The sequence below is a fragment of the Streptomyces sp. NPDC104226 genome (assembly GCF_055584085.1).
In genome coordinates, this window is sequence record NZ_JBVJMS010000003.1 from 359666 (window position 1) to 374466 (window position 14801).

The window sequence follows — 14801 nt, forward strand, 5'->3', positions numbered from 1 at the left end:
GGCGAAGGGGGATCAGGCCCCGAGGATCCCGACGAGGATCGGGCCGGTGAGTGGGAGCAGGAAGTTGGACAGCGCGTAGGTGATCGTGTAGCCGAGCATCGGCACCGAGCTCTGCGCCACCTGCGTGACCGAGGTGATGGCCGGTGTGGAGCACTGCTGTCCGGCGATGGCGCCGATCAGCAGCGGCTTCTCGATCTTCAGGAACTTGCGCCCGACGACCAGCGAGATCGTGGCCGGTACGAGGACCATGGCGATCCCGGCGAACGGCAGCAGGGCCCCGTACTCCTTGAGCAGCGGCCAGGCCTGCGGGCCCGAGGTCAGGCCGGTGCAGGCGATGAAGACCGCGAGCCCCATGTCCTTGATCGTGGTGGCGGCTTGCGGCGGGAAGGCGCCGAAGGTCTGCCGGCGGGAGCGGAACCAGCCGAAGAGCAGACCCGAGATGAGGCAGCCGCCGCCGGTGCCGAGCGAGAGCGGGACCCCGCCGAGGCGGACCACGATCTGCCCGATGAGCGAGCCGAGCGCGATGCCGAGACCGAGGTAGATGAAGTCGGTGGAGTCGTTCTTGGCCACCGTGCCGATCTTGGCGACGATCCGGTTCAGGCCCGAGCGGGCGCCCACGAGGGTGACGACGTCACCGCGTTCGACGACGGTGTCCGGGTTGGCGGGCAGGTGCTGCTCACCGCGGAGCACGTCGGTCACGTAGACCCCGCTACGGGCGAAGTCCGGGTGGGTGGAGCGGAGTTCGCCCAGGGACTTCCCCGCGATGGCCTTGTCGGTCATGGCCACCTGACGGGTGGCCAGCGGGGTGTCCACCCCGGGGATGCCCGGGGTCTCCGGGCCGATGGCCCGGCCCGCGGCGATGGCGTCGGACCGCCGGCCGACGACGAGGACGAGGTCGGAGAGGGTGAGTTCGAGGTCCGGGGCGGGGGTGAGGTCCTTGGAGCCGCGCCGGACGGCCTCCACGGTGACTCCGCCGCCGAAGGCCGCTTCCAGGTTCCCGACGGTGCGGCCGTCGGCGAGGGTGACCAGGTGGGTGCGCCCGACCAGGCCGGGCATCGACTCGCGCTCGTCGGGCTCCAGGCCGGCGCCGGAGCCGCCGCCGCGCATCTTCTCCCACAGGGAGCGCGAGGCGTCCGCGAGGTTGATGCGGAGCAGCATCGGCATGATCTGGCTGGTGTAGATGACGATGGTGACCAGGCCGAAGAGGTAGCAGACCGTGTACGCGGTGGCCACGTGGCCCTGGTACGTGGAGATCTGGTCCGGGGTCAGGTCGGGCAGTTTTCCGATCGCTTCGGTGGCGGTGCCGACCACGGCGGATTCGGTGGCCGCGCCGGCGAGGATGCCGGAGGCGGTGCCGACGTCGAGGCCGAAGGCCTTGGCCAGGAAGTAGGCGAGGCCGAGCACGCTGACGAGCTCGATGAAGCAGAGCGCGAAGAAGCGCATGCTCTTGCGGTTGAGGTTGGCGAAGAACTGCGGTCCGGCCATGTAGCCGAGGGCGAAGATGAAGAGCGCGAAGAAGATCGTCTTCACGTCCGCGTCGATCTCGATCTTGGCCCAGGCCCCGAGCAGCAGCGACACGATCAGCGTGCCGCAGATGCCGCCGAGGGTGATGGGGCCGACGCGCACCTTGCCGAGGAGGTATCCGGCCGCGAGGCAGAGGAACAGGGCGAGTTCGGGGTGGTCCTGCAGCACACCCATGGCGATCAGCCGCCCTTTCCGGGCGGCGTGGCGAGTTCAGGGCATATGCACATTCCCCCACCCTTGCCCGGTGAGTGATCTTCCGCCCACCGGGCAGGGCCATTCGTGTGACGGCTCCTTCTACGGGGCTTCGTCCGGATCCTGCACGTACGGCTCGGCGTACAGCCCCTCGATCAGCTCCGCGTACTTCTCCCGGACCACCCGGCGGCGCAGTTTCAGCGACGGGGTCAGCTCTCCCGACTCCGGACCCCACTCCCCGGTCAGCAGCCGGTAGCGCTTGATCTGCTCGGTGCGGTTGAGCCGGGCGTTGGCGGCCGCGACGGCCCGGGCGACCTCCTCCCGTACGGCCGGGTGCGCGGCAAGCTCGGCGGGCGTGGCGGCCGCGGCGTCGATGCCGTGGGCCTGCGCCCAGGCCGGGCCGAGCTCGGGATCCAGGACGAGGAGGGCGACGAGGTAGGAGCGGCCGTCGCCGTGCACCAGGGCCTGCCCGATCAGCGGGTGTTCCTTGACGGTGTTCTCCACCAGGGCGGGCGAGACGTTCTTCCCGTTCGAGGTGATGATCAGTTCCTTCTTGCGGTCGGTCAGCCAGAGGAACCCCGCCTCGTCGAGCCGCCCGATGTCCCCCGTCGGGAACCAGCCCTCCGCGTCGGAGGCGCTCTCCACCGAACCGTCCGGCAGCAGGTACCCGCCGAAGACCGTCTCCCCGCGCGTGAAGATCTCCCCGTCCTCGGCGATCCGCAGCTCCAGCCCCTCGATCGGGCGGCCCACCGAGCCCAGCCGGAAGCCGTCCGGGCTGTTGACCGTGCACACGCCGGAGGTTTCGGTCAGCCCCCACGCGTCCATGATGGTGATCCCCCAGCCCGCCCAGAAGCGGACCACGTCGATCGGCATCGGCGCGGTGGCGCTGGCCGTCCAGACCAGCCGGTCCATCCCGGCCAGCGTCAGCAGCGGGTCGAGCACCCGCTCCTTGGCCGCGGCGTACGAGGCTTCGAGCCCGGCCGGGACCTCCTCGCCGCGCTCCCGGTGCCCGGCCCGCTCCCGCGCCAGGTCGTTGGCGGCTTCGATGGCGGCGCGCTGCTCCTCGGGCAGCCGCCCGAGCACCGCCCGTACGGAGGCGGCCAGCTTCTCCCACACCCGGGGCACGCCGAAGAACTGCACCGGGTGCAGCTCGCGCACCGCGACCGACACGGCGGCCGGGTCGGCGCACAGGCGGACGTGGGCGGCCCGCAGGAGCGGGAGGTAGATGCCGAGGATCCGCTCGGCGATGTGGGCGAAGGGCAGGTAGCAGAGGTGCTCGGCGTGCTCGGGCAGCTCGACCTGCCGGTCGAGGCGGACGGACTGGAGCACGATGTTGCGGTGGGTCAGGCGCACCCCCTTGGGGTCGCCGGTGGTGCCCGAGGTGTACACGACGGTCAGCGGGTCCTCGGAACGGGACTCCCGCCAGGCCTTCTCGAAGGCTTCGGACCGGTGCAGGTGGACCCCGCCGGCGTACACCGACGCGTAGGTCGGGTGCGGGCCGGCCTCGGGGGCCTCGGCCACGACGAGCTTCTCCAGCGGGGTGCCGGGATCGCTCAGCAGCGGCTCCCACCGGGCCAGCTCCCGGGCGCCCTCGACCACGGCGAGCCGGGCCCGGCTGTGGCGGGCTATGTGGGCGATCTGCTCGGGCGCGGAGGTCCCGTACACGGTGACGGGGACGGCGCCGAGGTGGATCAGGGCGAGGTCGGTGAGCCAGTGCTCGGGGCGGTTGCCCATCATCAGCAGGACGTGCTCGCCGCGTTCGACGCCCAGGGAGGCGTAGCCGGCGGCGAGGACGGCCACCTTGCGGCGGACGTCCGACCAGCTGAGGGTGGTCCAGGCCGTGCCGTCGGTGCCCTCGGCGCCCTCGCGCCACGAGAGGGCGGGCAGGTCGCCGTGCTCGGCGGCGTTGCGCGCCAGCAGGGCGGGCAGGGTGAGCTCTTCGGGAGGTGCGGGCAGTCGCAGTTTCGTGGGCATGGGCAGCTCCTGGCCGTTTCACATCGTTGGTGCGACAGCAATACTGTTGAACACGAGCCGTTGCGAAGAGAAGCGCTGATCAGAGAGCAAGGCGGAAAGCCCATGACCACCCAGGCACCGGAGCCGGCGTCGCTGACCGTCGACGAACTGGCGGCCAGGGCGGGTGTGACCGTCCGCACCGTACGGTTCTACAGCACCCGCGGGCTTTTGCCCCCTCCCGTGATCGGACCCCGTCGGGTGGGCCGGTACGGCCCGGAGCACCTGTCCCGCCTCGCCCTCATCGAGGAGTTGCAGCACCAGGGCATGACCCTGTCCGCCATCGAGCGGTATCTCGACGCCCTGCCCGACGACCTGAGCGCCCACGACCTGGCCATCCACCGCGCGCTGGTGGCGACCTGGGCCCCGGACGCGGCGCTGGACTCCTCCCGCGCGGAGCTGGAGAAGCGGGCGGGGCGGGCGCTGACGGAGGCCGACATCCGGCGGCTGACGGCCATGAACGTGCTGAAGCCGACCCCCGAGGGCTTCCGGGTGGACGTGGGGCTGCTGCGGCTCGGGGTGGCGCTGCTCGACGTACCGATCGCCCACGAGACGATCCTGGTCGCGCGCGAGGTGCTGCTCGGGCACGCGCGGACGGCGGCGCACCAGCTGACCGCGCTGTTCCGGGACGAAGTGTGGGGGCCGTTCACGGAGGGCGAGAGCGATCCGGAGCGGGTGGAGTCGATGAAGGCGCTCTCCGCGCACATGCAGCCGATGGTGGTGCAGGCCCTGGTGACCGCGTTCCAGCGCTCGTTGAAGGAGGAGTTGAAGGCTGCTTTCGTCTCGGAGCCGGTAGGTTCAGGCCATGGCGATGATCTACAAGACCACCATGAAGCCCGGTAAGACGGAGCTTCTGACTGCCTGGCTTCCGACCCGGCCGTGGTACGCGGCCACCGGCCACGCCCCCGAGCTCGACCGCTCGGGCGGGTTCCGCCTCGACGACCCGGAGGGGGAGGTCGGCATCGAGTTCATGGTGCTCACCGACCGCTCGGGCGGCCGGGAAACCCCCTACCTCGTGCCGCTGACCTACCGCGGCGCCCCGCTCGAAGGCGCCGGAGCCGCCCTCGTGGGCACCTCCGAGCACGGGGTGCTCGGCACCCGCTGGATCTACGACGGCGCCCACGACCCGGTGCTCGCGGGCCAGTTGCTCGCTCTGATCCAGGGCCGCGCCGTGGCACAGGACCAGTGCGACAGCGGTGCGAGCGACCCCTCGGTCACCGCGTGGTGCGACGGATCCGGGCTCCCGGCCGCCCTCCAGGGGTGGCCGGAAGTCACCGACACCGCGCGGGGCACGGACGTGCGCCTGCCGGGCGCCGCGACGATCGCCCTGACGCGCGTCCTGATCCCCGGGGACGACGCGCGGGCGGAGCCCCGGGAGGCGGCCGGCCGGCTCACCGCCGGCTGGACCACCCCCGGCGGCGCGGCCCGCCGGGGCCTCTTCGCGGAGCTCCGCACGCACGTCACGCCCTGACCGGCTCGGTCAGGTCACCCGGTCACCCGGGTCACCCGGTCACCCGGGTCAGGCAGCTCCGTCGGCGTACCTCTCTCCCCGCTCGGCCCTCTCCACCAGGGAGGCGGGCGGGGTGAAGCGCTCGCCGTACTTCTCGGCCAGCTCGCGGGCGCGGGCGACGAACCCGGCCGGTCCGCCCTCGTAGCCGTTGATGTACTGGATCACCCCGCCGGTCCAGGCCGGGAAGCCGATGCCCATGATGGAGCCGATGTTGGCGTCGGCGTACGAGGTCAGCACCCCCTCGTCGAAGCAGCGGACGGTGTCCAGCGCCTCGGAGAAGAGCATCCGCTCCTTCATGTCCTCGAAGGGGATCTGGTACCCCTCCTTGGTGAAGTGCTCGCGCAGCCCCGGCCAGATCCCGGCGCGCTTGCCCGCCTCGTCGTACGCGTAGAAGCCGCCGCCCCCGCTGCGCCCGGGGCGCCCGAACTCGTCGACCATCCGGTCGATGACGGTGTCGGCGGGGTGCTCGGCCCACGCCCGGCCCTCGGCCTCGAAGGCCTTGCGGGTCTCGTTGCGGATCTTGCGGGGCAGCGTGAGGGTCAGCTCGTCCATCAGGGAGAGCACCTTGGCCGGGTAACCGGCCTGGGCCGCGGCCTGCTCGACGGACGCCGGCTCGATGCCCTCGCCGACCATGGCGACGCCCTCGTTGATGAACTGGCCGATGACCCGCGAGGTGAAGAAACCGCGCGAGTCGTTGACCACGATCGGGGTCTTGTTGATCTGCCGTACGAGGTCGAAGGCGCGGGCAATGGCCTCGTCGCCGGTGCGCTCGCCCTTGATGATCTCGACCAGCGGCATCTTGTCCACGGGCGAGAAGAAGTGCAGCCCGATGAAGTCGGCCGACCGTGAAACCCCTTCCGCGAGGCCCGTGATGGGCAGCGTGGAGGTGTTGGAGCAGAGCAGCGCGTCCGGGGTCAGGAACTCCTGGATCTCCTGGAACACCTTGTGCTTGAGGGCGGTGTCCTCGAAGACGGCCTCGATGACGGCGTCGCAGCCCGCCACGTCGGCGGCCTCGGCGGTCGGGGTGATCCGGGCGAGCAGCTCGGCACGCTTGGCCTCGGTGGTACGGCCCCGGGACAGGGCCTTGTCGAGCAGCTTCTCGGAGTACGCCTTGCCCTTGGCGGCGGCCTCGGGGGTGACGTCCTTCAGCACCACCTCGATGCCCGCGCGGGCACAGGAGTAGGCGATGCCGGCGCCCATCATGCCGGCGCCGAGCACGGCCACCTTGGCGACCTTGCGGGGTGCCACGCCCTGCGGGCGGCTGCGGCCGGCGTTGACGGCCCCGAGGTCGAAGAAGAACGCCTGGATCATGTTCTTGGCGGTCTGCCCGGTGACCAGCTCGGTGAAGTAGCGGGCCTCGATGGTCAGCGCGGTGTCGAAGTCCACCTGGGCACCTTCGACGGCGCAGGCCAGGATGTTGCGCGGAGCCGGGTACGGGGCCCCGTTCAGCTGCTTCTTCAAGTTGGCCGGGAAGGCCGGGAGGTTGGCGGCGAACCGCGGGTTGGACGGCGTACCGCCGGGGATCTTGTAGCCGGGGACGTCCCAGGGCTGCTTCGACTCCGGGTTCGCGTCGATGAAGGCGTGCGCCTTGGCGAGCATCTCCTCCGGCGTGGCGGCCAGTTCGTGGACCAGACCGTTGTCCAGGGCGCGCTGGGGGTTGTACTGGGTCCCCTGCAGCAGCACCTTGAGGAGTGCGTCGGCGATGCCCATCAGGCGCACGGTGCGGGTGACGCCGCCGCCGGCCGGGAGCAGACCGAGGGTGACCTCGGGCAGGCCGATCTTGGAGCCGGGCGCATCGAGGGCGACCCGGTGGTGGGAGGCCAGGCAGATCTCGTAACCGCCGCCGAGAGCGGCGCCGTTGATGGCGGCCACGACGGGCTTGCCGAGGGTCTCGATGCGGCGCAGCGAGGCCTTGATGGCGGTGCCGGTGTCGAAGGCCAGCTGCGCGTGCTCGGGACCGAGCCGGATCATGTCCTTGAGGTCGCCGCCGGCGAAGAAGGTCTTCTTGGCGGAGGTGAAGATGATGCCGCGGATGGAGTCCTTCTCGGCCTCGGCGCGGTCGGCGATCGCGGCGATGGAGTCCTTGAAGGCCTGGTTCATCGTGTTGGCGGACTGGTTGGGGTCGTCGAGGACCAGGGTGACGACGCCGGTCTCGTCCTGTTCCCAGCGGATCGTGGTGGACTCGCTCATGTTCGCAACTTCCGTGTCAGGGGTGGGATCAGGGATCTGGGATCGTTGATCGGGGATCAAAGATCGGGGATCAGGACGAGTCAGAGGCGTTCGACGATGGTGGCGACGCCCATGCCGCCGCCGACGCAGAGGGTGACGAGGCCGTAGCGCTTGTCCTGGCGCTCCAGTTCGTCGACGACGGTGCCGAGGATCATCGCGCCGGTGGCGCCGAGCGGGTGGCCGAGCGCGATGGCGCCGCCGTTGACGTTGACCTTGTCCAGCGAGACGCCCATGTCCTTGACGAAGCGCAGTACGACGCCGGCGAAGGCCTCGTTGATCTCGATCAGGTCGATGTCGTCGATGGTCAGGCCAGCCTTGGCGAGGGCCTTGCGGGTGGCCGGGGCGGGGCCGGTGAGCATGATGGTGGGCTCGGAGCCGGAGACGGCGGCCGAGACGATCCGCGCACGCGGGGTGAGGCCGTTGCGCTCGCCCGCCTCGCGGGAGCCGATCGCGACGAGGGAGGCGCCGTCGACGATGCCGGAGGAGTTGCCCGCGTGGTGGACGTGGTCGATCTTCTCGACCCAGTGGTACTTCTGCAGGGCGACGGCGTCGAAGCCGCCGAGTTCGCCGATGTCCGCGAAGGAGGGCTTCAGCCGGGCGAGGGTGTCGGCCGTGGTGCCGGGGCGGACGAACTCGTCGTGGTCCAGGACCACCAGGCCGTTGCGGTCGGTGACCGGCACGACCGACTTGGCGAAGCGGCCGTCCTTGATGGCGGCGGCGGCCCGCTCCTGGGACAGGGACGCGTACTCGTCCACGTCGCGCCGGGAGAAGCCCTCGATGGTGGCGATCAGGTCGGCGCCGATGCCCTGCGGAACGAAGTCGGTGCCCCAGCCGGTCATCGGGTCGTTGAACCAGGCGCCGCCGTCCGAGGCCATCGGCACGCGGGACATCGACTCCACGCCACCCGCGAGGACCAGGTCCTCCCAGCCCGAACGGACCTTGGCGGCAGCCATGTTGACGGCTTCGAGGCCCGAGGCGCAGAAGCGGTTCTCCTGGACGCCGGCGACGGTGTCCGGCAGCCCTGCGGCGATCGCCGCGATCCGGGCGATGTCGGAGCCCTGGTCGCCGACCGGGCTGACGACGCCGAGCACGATGTCGTCGATGGTGCCGGGGTCCAGGCCGGGGTTGCGCTCGCGCAGGGCGTGGATGAGGCCGACGACCAGGTCGATCGGCTTGGTGCCGTGCAGGGAGCCGTTGGCCTTGCCTCGGCCGCGCGGCGTGCGGATCGCGTCGTATACGTACGCTTCGGTGCTCACTGGTCAAGCCTTTCGGGGGTGCGGAGGCGTGGGGAGGGTCAAGGGAGGCGGGAGGCGGGGAACAGGGAGGGGAGGGAAGGAGGAAGGTCAGCCCAGCAGGGAACGGCCGATGATCTCCTTCATGATCTCGGTCGTGCCGCCGTAGATGGTCTGGATGCGGCCGTCGGTGAAGGCCCGTGCGACCCGGTACTCGGTCATGTATCCGTATCCGCCGTGCAGTTGCAGACAGCGGTCGGCGACCCGCTTCTGGAGTTCGGTGGCCCACCACTTCGCCATGGAGGCGTGGACGTGGTCCAGCTCCCCGTTGGAGTGGTCGGTGATGCAGCGGTCGAGGAAGGTGCGGGTGACCGCGCACTCGGTGGCCATCTCCGCGATCTCGAAGCGGATGTGCTGGAGCTTGGAGAGCGGCCGTCCGAAGGCCTCGCGCTCCTTCACGTACTGGGTGGTGATCTCCAGCAGGTACTCGGCTGCGGCGATGCCGGCCATCGCGATGCCCATCCGCTCCTGCGCGAGGTTGGTCATCAAGTGGAGGAAGGCGCCGTTGAGTTCGCCGAGCAGGTTCTCCTTGGGGACGCGGACGTCGTTGAAGAACAGCTCGGCGGTGTCCTGCGCCTTCTGGCCGATCTTGTCGAGGTTGCGGCCGCGCTCGAAGCCCTCCGCGCCCCGCTCCACGACCAGCAGCGACATGCCGTGCGCCCCGCCCTCGGGGGTGGTCTTCGCGACGACGATCACCAGGTCGGCGAGGATGCCGTTGGAGATGAAGGTCTTGGAGCCGTTGAGCACCCAGTGGTCGCCTGCGTCCTCGGCGGTGGTCCGGATGCCCTGGAGGTCGGAGCCCGCGCCCGGCTCGGTCATCGCGATGGCGGTGATGGTCTCGCCGGAGCAGAAGCCGGGCAGCCAGCGGCGCTTCTGCTCCTCGGTGGCCAGCGAGGTCAGGTACGGCCCGATGATGTCGTTGTGCAGGCCGATGGCGAGCCCGGCGGCGCCCGCCCGGGTGAACTCCTCGGCGATCACCGCCGCGTACCGGAAGTCGGTGTTCCCGCCGCCCCCGTACTCCTCGGGGACGGCCAGGCCGAGCAGCCCCTGCCGGCCGGCGGCCCGCCAGGCCTCGCGGCTGACGATGCCGTCCTTCTCCCACTGTTCGTAGTGCGGCAGCACCTCCTTGGTGAGGAAGGTGCGGACGGTCTCGCGGAACGCCTCGTGGTCGGCGTCGAAGATCTGGCGCTTCATTTCGGGGGCCTCCTAGAGCCAGTTCTTGACGGTCTCGACGAGCCGGGCCGGGTCGGGCCCGACGGGAGTGACGTTGAGCACGGTCACCCCGGCCTCCCGGAAGGCCTCGACGCGCTCGCGCACGTACCCTTCGGGTCCGCACAGCGTGGTGAGCTCGCACAGTTCGTCCGGTACGGCGGCCGCGGCATCGCGCTTGCGGCCGGAGAGGTAGAGCTCCTGGATCTTCCGGGCCTCCTCCCCGTACCCGTAGGCGACGGCCAGGTCGTTGTAGAAGTTCTTGCCGACCGCGCCCATGCCGCCGACGTACAGGGCGATCTGCGGGCGGGCGAGGTCCCGCAGCTCCGCCGCGTCCTCGCCGATCGCGAGCAGTCCGCCCGCCACCGTCCGCAGCGGGCCCCGTTCCGGCGCGCGCAGGGCCGCGCCCTCGGCGAGCGCGCTCCCCCACACGGCGCCGGCCTTCTCCGGCACGAAGAGCGTGGGCAGCCAGCCGTCGGCGATCTCGGCCGTCATCCGCACGTTGGCGGGCCCGAGCGAGGCCACGTAGACGGGGATGTCCGCGCGGACCGGCCGGGTCAGCATCTTCAGCGGCTTGCCGTGCCGCCCGCCCTTCTCCGCGGGCAGCGGCATGTCGGTGATGCCGTGGTGGTCGATGGTCTCGCGGCGCCAGATGCGGCGGCACAGCTCGACCGTCTCGCGGGTCCGGCCGATCGGCTTGTCGTACGGCTTCCCGTGCCAGCCCTCGACCACCTGCGGGCCCGAAGCCCCGAGGCCGAGCATCGCCCGGCCCCCGGACATCGCGTCCAGGCCCGCCGCGGTCTGGGCGATGAGGGCGGGGGTGCGCGAGTAGACGTTGAGGATGGCCGAGCCGATCTTCATCCGCTCGGTGCGGGCGGCCAGGTACCCCATGATCGTCGGGGCGTCGAAGCCCCAGGCCTCGGCCACCCACACGGCGTCGAGCCCGGCGGCCTCCAGCTCCGCCGCGGCGTCGGCGGCGCGGCGCGGGTCGGCGGAGTAGTCGAGCATCATCGAGAGTTCCATCAGGCGTCGGGCTCCTTCCCCGACGGCTCCTTGTCCAGCAGCCCCGGCACGCCCCAGTCGGCGGCCACGGACTCCGTGTGCGCGCCCGGCAGCGCGGGGCCGCCCACGACGCCGGCCGGGGTCGCGGAGAAGCGGGGCGCGGGGGCCGGCTGAGTGATCCCGGCGGCCTCGACGAAGGTGCCGCGGGCGGCCAGGTGCGGGTGGTGCGGCGCCTCGCGCAGCGAGAGCACGGGCGCCACGCAGGCGTCGGTGCCCGCGAAGACGGCCGTCCACTCCTCGCGGGTGCGGGACTTGAAGCGCGCGGCGACCGCCTCGCGGAGCTCGCCCCAGCGGGCCAGGTCCTTGCGGGCGGGCGCCTGTTCCTTGATGCCGAGGAGCTCCACGAAGGTGTCGTAGAACTGCTGCTCCAGGGCGCCGACGGCCATGTGGCCGCCGTCGGAGGTCTCGTAGCTGCCGTAGAAGGGGCAGCCTCCGTCGAGGAGGTTGGCCCCGCGCCGGTCCTGCCAGCCGCCGGCCGCCATCATCCCGTGGATCATGGCGGTGAGGTGCGCGGTCCCGTCGACGATGGCCGCGTCGACGACCTGCCCGGTGCCGCCGGGGGTGCGGGCGTGCTGGAGGGCGGCGAGGACGCCGATGACGAGGTAGAGCGAGCCGCCCGCGTAGTCGCCCACCAGGTTGGCGGGGACGGCCGGGGGTTCGCCCGGGTTGCCGATCATGCCGAGGGCGCCGGTGACGGCGATGTACGCGATGTCGTGCCCGGCGGTGTGGGCGAGCGGGCCGTCCTGGCCCCAGCCGGTCATCCGGCCGTAGACGAGCCGGGGGTTGCGGGCGTGGCAGTCGGCCGGGCCCACGCCGAGCCGTTCGGCGACCCCGGGGCGGAAGCCCTCGATGAGCACGTCGGCGCGCTCGACCAGGTCCAGTACGCGGGCCGGGCCGTCGGCGGACTTCAGGTCGACGAGGACGGAACGCTTGTTGCGGTTGGTGATGTCGTAGGCCGGGTTCACGGCCAGCCCGCCACCGCCGGGGCGGTCCACCCGCACCACGTCGGCCCCCAGGTCGGCGAGGAGCATGGCGGCGAAGGGGCCCGGCCCGATGCCCGCCAGCTCGACGACGCGCACGCCCACGAGCGGGCCTCCGCCGCTCCCCGGCCCGTTCCCCGCCGCGTTCCCTGTCACTGCCATCGAGCCCCCAGCATCCGGTGGCACCACTGCCGCCACTGTGTGACACAACTGATGTAACACCAGTGATGCTAGGAAGCTGGCCCACCGAGCACAAGAGCAAGCGCTTAGCCGGTTGCCGCGTTTCCCTCGGAGTCGGGCCCGGCGGCCCGGGCGTCGAGCTCCTTGAGGTCCCGCTTGAGCGCGACGGTCCGGTAGCTCTCCTCCACCCACTCGCACAGCACCTCGGTGGAGGGCGCCCCCTTCTCCCCCAGCGGTACGGAGACCCAGCCGGCCTTCCCCAGCCCGTATCCGGTCGGCTCCGCGCCGGGGGCGGTCATGGCGTGACCGTGCAGCGCCTCGTCCTTGAGCTTCACGGAGATCCCGGGCGACGGGCCGTCCGCGTTCCCGAGGAAGAGGAAGATCTTCTTGTTGACCTTCACCACGCAGTCCTCACGTCCCCACGGGAACTCCTCCCGCGCGTGCGGCAACCCCAGGGCGAACTCCCGTACCGCTTCCCACTTGCGCACCCCGGGCTTCATACGGACCTCCACGCGCCGCGGGCCCCGACCGCTCGTACGGACCCTCCTTGACCCACGCTAGACCGGCCGACGGCGAGGAGGCCGGAGGAATCGGACCACAGGCCCCAATCAGTGCAAACGCAAACAGATAAACCCAGGTGATCAACCCGCCGGGGGGTCTGTAGGCTGAGCTGGCTTTCAGCCCTGTTCCAGGGCTCACAGACATTTGGGGGGGCTCGGTGTCTCATCGCCGACTCGTAGCATCCGCGACCATCCTCGCGGCAGGCATTTCGCTCATACCGGGGCTCGCGCACGCCGACGATTCCGCGCCGGGCAAGGTGCAGGGGGTGTCCAAGCCCGATCTGGACTCGGCCATCGAGGCCAAGAGCACCAAGTTCGACAGCCCGGCCGACCGCTCGGTCAAGGTCCCGGCCGCCGGCAAGGGCAAGGCGGCCGGCAAGCTGGCCGCCTCCGAAGGCAACCCGGACCTCGCGGTGGCCCTGCACGGCACCACGTTCAACGCCCACTCGCTCGAACTGAGCATGGGCGTCACCAGCGCGGACGTCGACGTCGAGCTCAGCATCGACTGGGGCGACGGTACGTCCGACACGGCGAACGCCCACGGCACCGAAGCGGCACACGTGGAGCACGTGTACCGCGAGGTCGGCACGTACACGGTCAAGGTCAAGGTGACCGACGCCCTCAACGGCGTCTCCGCCGAGAACTCCCTCGCCATCACCACCGAGGGCTCGGACTTCACCCCGTACACCCCGACCCGTCTGCTGGACACCCGTACCGCCGGGAACCCGGTCCTCGGGTACAAGTCCGCACGCGTCAAGGTCGGCGGCTTCGGCACCATCCCCGCCGGCGTGACCGCGGTGGCCCTCAACGTCACCGTCACCAACACCTTCAGCCCCGGCCACATCACCGCCTTCGCCTCGGGCACCGAGCGTCCGACCACCTCGAACCTCAACTTCGAGCCCCGCCAGACGGTCGCCAACCAGGTCATCGTGCCGGTCGGCGCCGACGGCTACGTCGAGCTCTACAACGGCACCTGGCTGGGAGTCGACCTGATCGCCGACATCACCGGCTACTTCACCCAGTCCGCCGCCAGCGGCTACACCGGGATCACCCCGGAGCGGCACGTCGACACCCGGGAAGGTCTCGGCGCCCGCAAGGGCCAGATCCCGGGCTACGGCACCATCACCACCAAGATCGCGGGCAACCGCGGCGTCCCCGCCGGGGCCAAGGCCGTGGCGCTCAACGTGACGGTCACCAACCCGCGCAGCGACGGCCACCTGACCGTCTTCCCCGCCGGGAAGGCCGCGCCGAACGCGTCCAACCTGAACTTCACCACCGGCCAGACCATCGCCAACGCGGTGATCGTCCCCATCGGCGCCGACGGCAAGATCAGCATCCGCAACGGCGGCTGGAACCCCACCGACGTGGTCGTCGACGTCGTCGGCTACTACAGCCCCGACAGCGTCAGCGCGTACCTCCCCTTCACGCCGGAGCGCGTGAAGGACACCCGCGAAGCCAAGAAGCCGCTGCCCGGCCGCTACTACAGCGCGCTCGGACTCGGCGACGGCTACCCGAACACCACCGGCTTCGTCCTGAACACCACGGTGACCAACACCAAGGGCACCGGCTTCCTCGCGGTCGCCCCGGACCCGAACACCATCGCGGACTACGAGAACGGGACCAACATCGAGGTGCCGATCCCCACCTCGTCGAACCTGAACTTCACCGCGGACAAGACCGTCCCGAACCTGGTTCAGGCGGGCCGCGGCAACACCGGCGTCCTCGACTTCTTCAACTGGAGCGACGCCAACATCGACCTCATCGTCGACATCTTCGGCATCTACATGGACAACTGATCCACCCCTGGGCACCGGAGGGCGGCCCGACACGGCCGCCCTCCGGTGCTGCAGTGGATCACGGTGCCCCGGGGCGCGGCCGTCCAGGCCGCTCCCCCGTGGCGCCACCCGCCGTACACCGGGCCAGGGAGGGCCCGCCGTACGGCATCCCCGCGGGCCCAGGGAGGCCCGGCGGGTCCTCCGGCCCCCGTTCGGGGCCGGCACACACACGACATTGGGGGGGGCTCGGTGTCTCATCGCCGACTCGTAGCATCCGC

At 71.1% G+C, this 14801-nt stretch carries 11 protein-coding genes; 3 read left to right on the plus strand and 8 right to left on the minus strand.

Annotated elements, in window-relative coordinates; translation table 11 throughout:
- Positions 1-12 precede the first annotated feature (12 nt).
- Both aspT and ACZ60J_RS11580 read right to left on the minus strand, forming a co-directional pair.
- Positions 13-1698 (minus strand): aspartate-alanine antiporter, encoded by a 1686-nt coding sequence (gene aspT, locus ACZ60J_RS11575; RefSeq protein WP_469680865.1) that lies wholly within the window; start codon positions 1696-1698, stop codon positions 13-15.
- Positions 1699-1818: 120 nt separating this feature from the next.
- Entirely contained in the window at positions 1819-3690 is a 1872-nt protein-coding gene (locus ACZ60J_RS11580; RefSeq protein ID WP_469680867.1) for an AMP-dependent synthetase/ligase, read from the minus strand.
- A gap of 102 nt (positions 3691-3792) precedes the next feature.
- Between ACZ60J_RS11580 and ACZ60J_RS11585 the strand changes: the two genes are divergently transcribed.
- Entirely contained in the window at positions 3793-4569 is a 777-nt protein-coding gene (locus ACZ60J_RS11585) for a MerR family transcriptional regulator (RefSeq protein WP_469680869.1), read from the plus strand.
- Positions 4532-5197: a maltokinase N-terminal cap-like domain-containing protein gene (locus ACZ60J_RS11590; protein WP_469680871.1), complete on the plus strand. Its 666-nt coding sequence runs from the start codon at positions 4532-4534 to the stop codon at positions 5195-5197. The genes ACZ60J_RS11585 and ACZ60J_RS11590 overlap by 38 nt, the downstream gene beginning before the upstream one ends.
- A 48-nt stretch (positions 5198-5245) precedes the next feature.
- Here ACZ60J_RS11590 and ACZ60J_RS11595 read toward each other — a convergent pair whose 3' ends face one another.
- The 6 genes from ACZ60J_RS11595 to ACZ60J_RS11620 form a co-directional block, all read right to left on the minus strand.
- Complete coding sequence (locus ACZ60J_RS11595) at positions 5246-7426, minus strand: 3-hydroxyacyl-CoA dehydrogenase NAD-binding domain-containing protein (RefSeq protein ID WP_469680873.1); 2181 nt, start codon at positions 7424-7426, stop codon at positions 5246-5248.
- Positions 7427-7506: 80 nt separating this feature from the next.
- Complete coding sequence (locus ACZ60J_RS11600) at positions 7507-8721, minus strand: acetyl-CoA C-acetyltransferase (protein ID WP_469680875.1); 1215 nt, start codon at positions 8719-8721, stop codon at positions 7507-7509.
- Positions 8722-8808: 87 nt separating this feature from the next.
- Positions 8809-9951, minus strand: a complete 1143-nt coding sequence (locus tag ACZ60J_RS11605) for an acyl-CoA dehydrogenase family protein (RefSeq protein WP_469680877.1) — start codon at positions 9949-9951, stop codon at positions 8809-8811.
- Between the two features lie 12 nt (positions 9952-9963).
- Entirely contained in the window at positions 9964-10989 is a 1026-nt protein-coding gene (locus tag ACZ60J_RS11610; RefSeq protein WP_469680879.1) for an LLM class F420-dependent oxidoreductase, read from the minus strand.
- Positions 10989-12170: a CaiB/BaiF CoA transferase family protein gene (locus ACZ60J_RS11615; protein WP_469680881.1), complete on the minus strand. Its 1182-nt coding sequence runs from the start codon at positions 12168-12170 to the stop codon at positions 10989-10991. The genes ACZ60J_RS11610 and ACZ60J_RS11615 overlap by 1 nt, the downstream gene beginning before the upstream one ends.
- Before the next feature lie 104 nt (positions 12171-12274).
- Complete coding sequence (locus ACZ60J_RS11620; RefSeq protein ID WP_469680883.1) at positions 12275-12688, minus strand: MmcQ/YjbR family DNA-binding protein; 414 nt, start codon at positions 12686-12688, stop codon at positions 12275-12277.
- Between the two features lie 326 nt (positions 12689-13014).
- Here ACZ60J_RS11620 and ACZ60J_RS11625 point away from each other — a divergent pair, with 326 nt between their 5' ends.
- Complete coding sequence (locus ACZ60J_RS11625; RefSeq protein ID WP_469680885.1) at positions 13015-14544, plus strand: PKD domain-containing protein; 1530 nt, start codon at positions 13015-13017, stop codon at positions 14542-14544.
- Positions 14545-14801 lie beyond the last annotated feature (257 nt).

Excerpts from the sequence above, each read along its gene's own strand:
- ACZ60J_RS11610 (WP_469680879.1), bottom strand. The coding sequence starts at position 10,989 with ATGGAACTCTCGATGATGCTCGACTACTCCGCCGACCCGCGCCGCGCC.
- ACZ60J_RS11605 (WP_469680877.1), bottom strand. The coding sequence starts at position 9,951 with ATGAAGCGCCAGATCTTCGACGCCGACCACGAGGCGTTCCGCGAGACC.
- ACZ60J_RS11580 (WP_469680867.1), bottom strand. The coding sequence starts at position 3,690 with ATGCCCACGAAACTGCGACTGCCCGCACCTCCCGAAGAGCTCACCCTG.
- aspT (WP_469680865.1), bottom strand. The coding sequence starts at position 1,698 with ATGGGTGTGCTGCAGGACCACCCCGAACTCGCCCTGTTCCTCTGCCTC.
- ACZ60J_RS11595 (WP_469680873.1), bottom strand. The coding sequence starts at position 7,426 with ATGAGCGAGTCCACCACGATCCGCTGGGAACAGGACGAGACCGGCGTC.
- ACZ60J_RS11620 (WP_469680883.1), bottom strand. The coding sequence starts at position 12,688 with ATGAAGCCCGGGGTGCGCAAGTGGGAAGCGGTACGGGAGTTCGCCCTG.
- ACZ60J_RS11590 (WP_469680871.1), top strand. The coding sequence starts at position 4,532 with ATGGCGATGATCTACAAGACCACCATGAAGCCCGGTAAGACGGAGCTT.
- ACZ60J_RS11585 (WP_469680869.1), top strand. The coding sequence starts at position 3,793 with ATGACCACCCAGGCACCGGAGCCGGCGTCGCTGACCGTCGACGAACTG.
- ACZ60J_RS11615 (WP_469680881.1), bottom strand. The coding sequence starts at position 12,170 with ATGGCAGTGACAGGGAACGCGGCGGGGAACGGGCCGGGGAGCGGCGGA.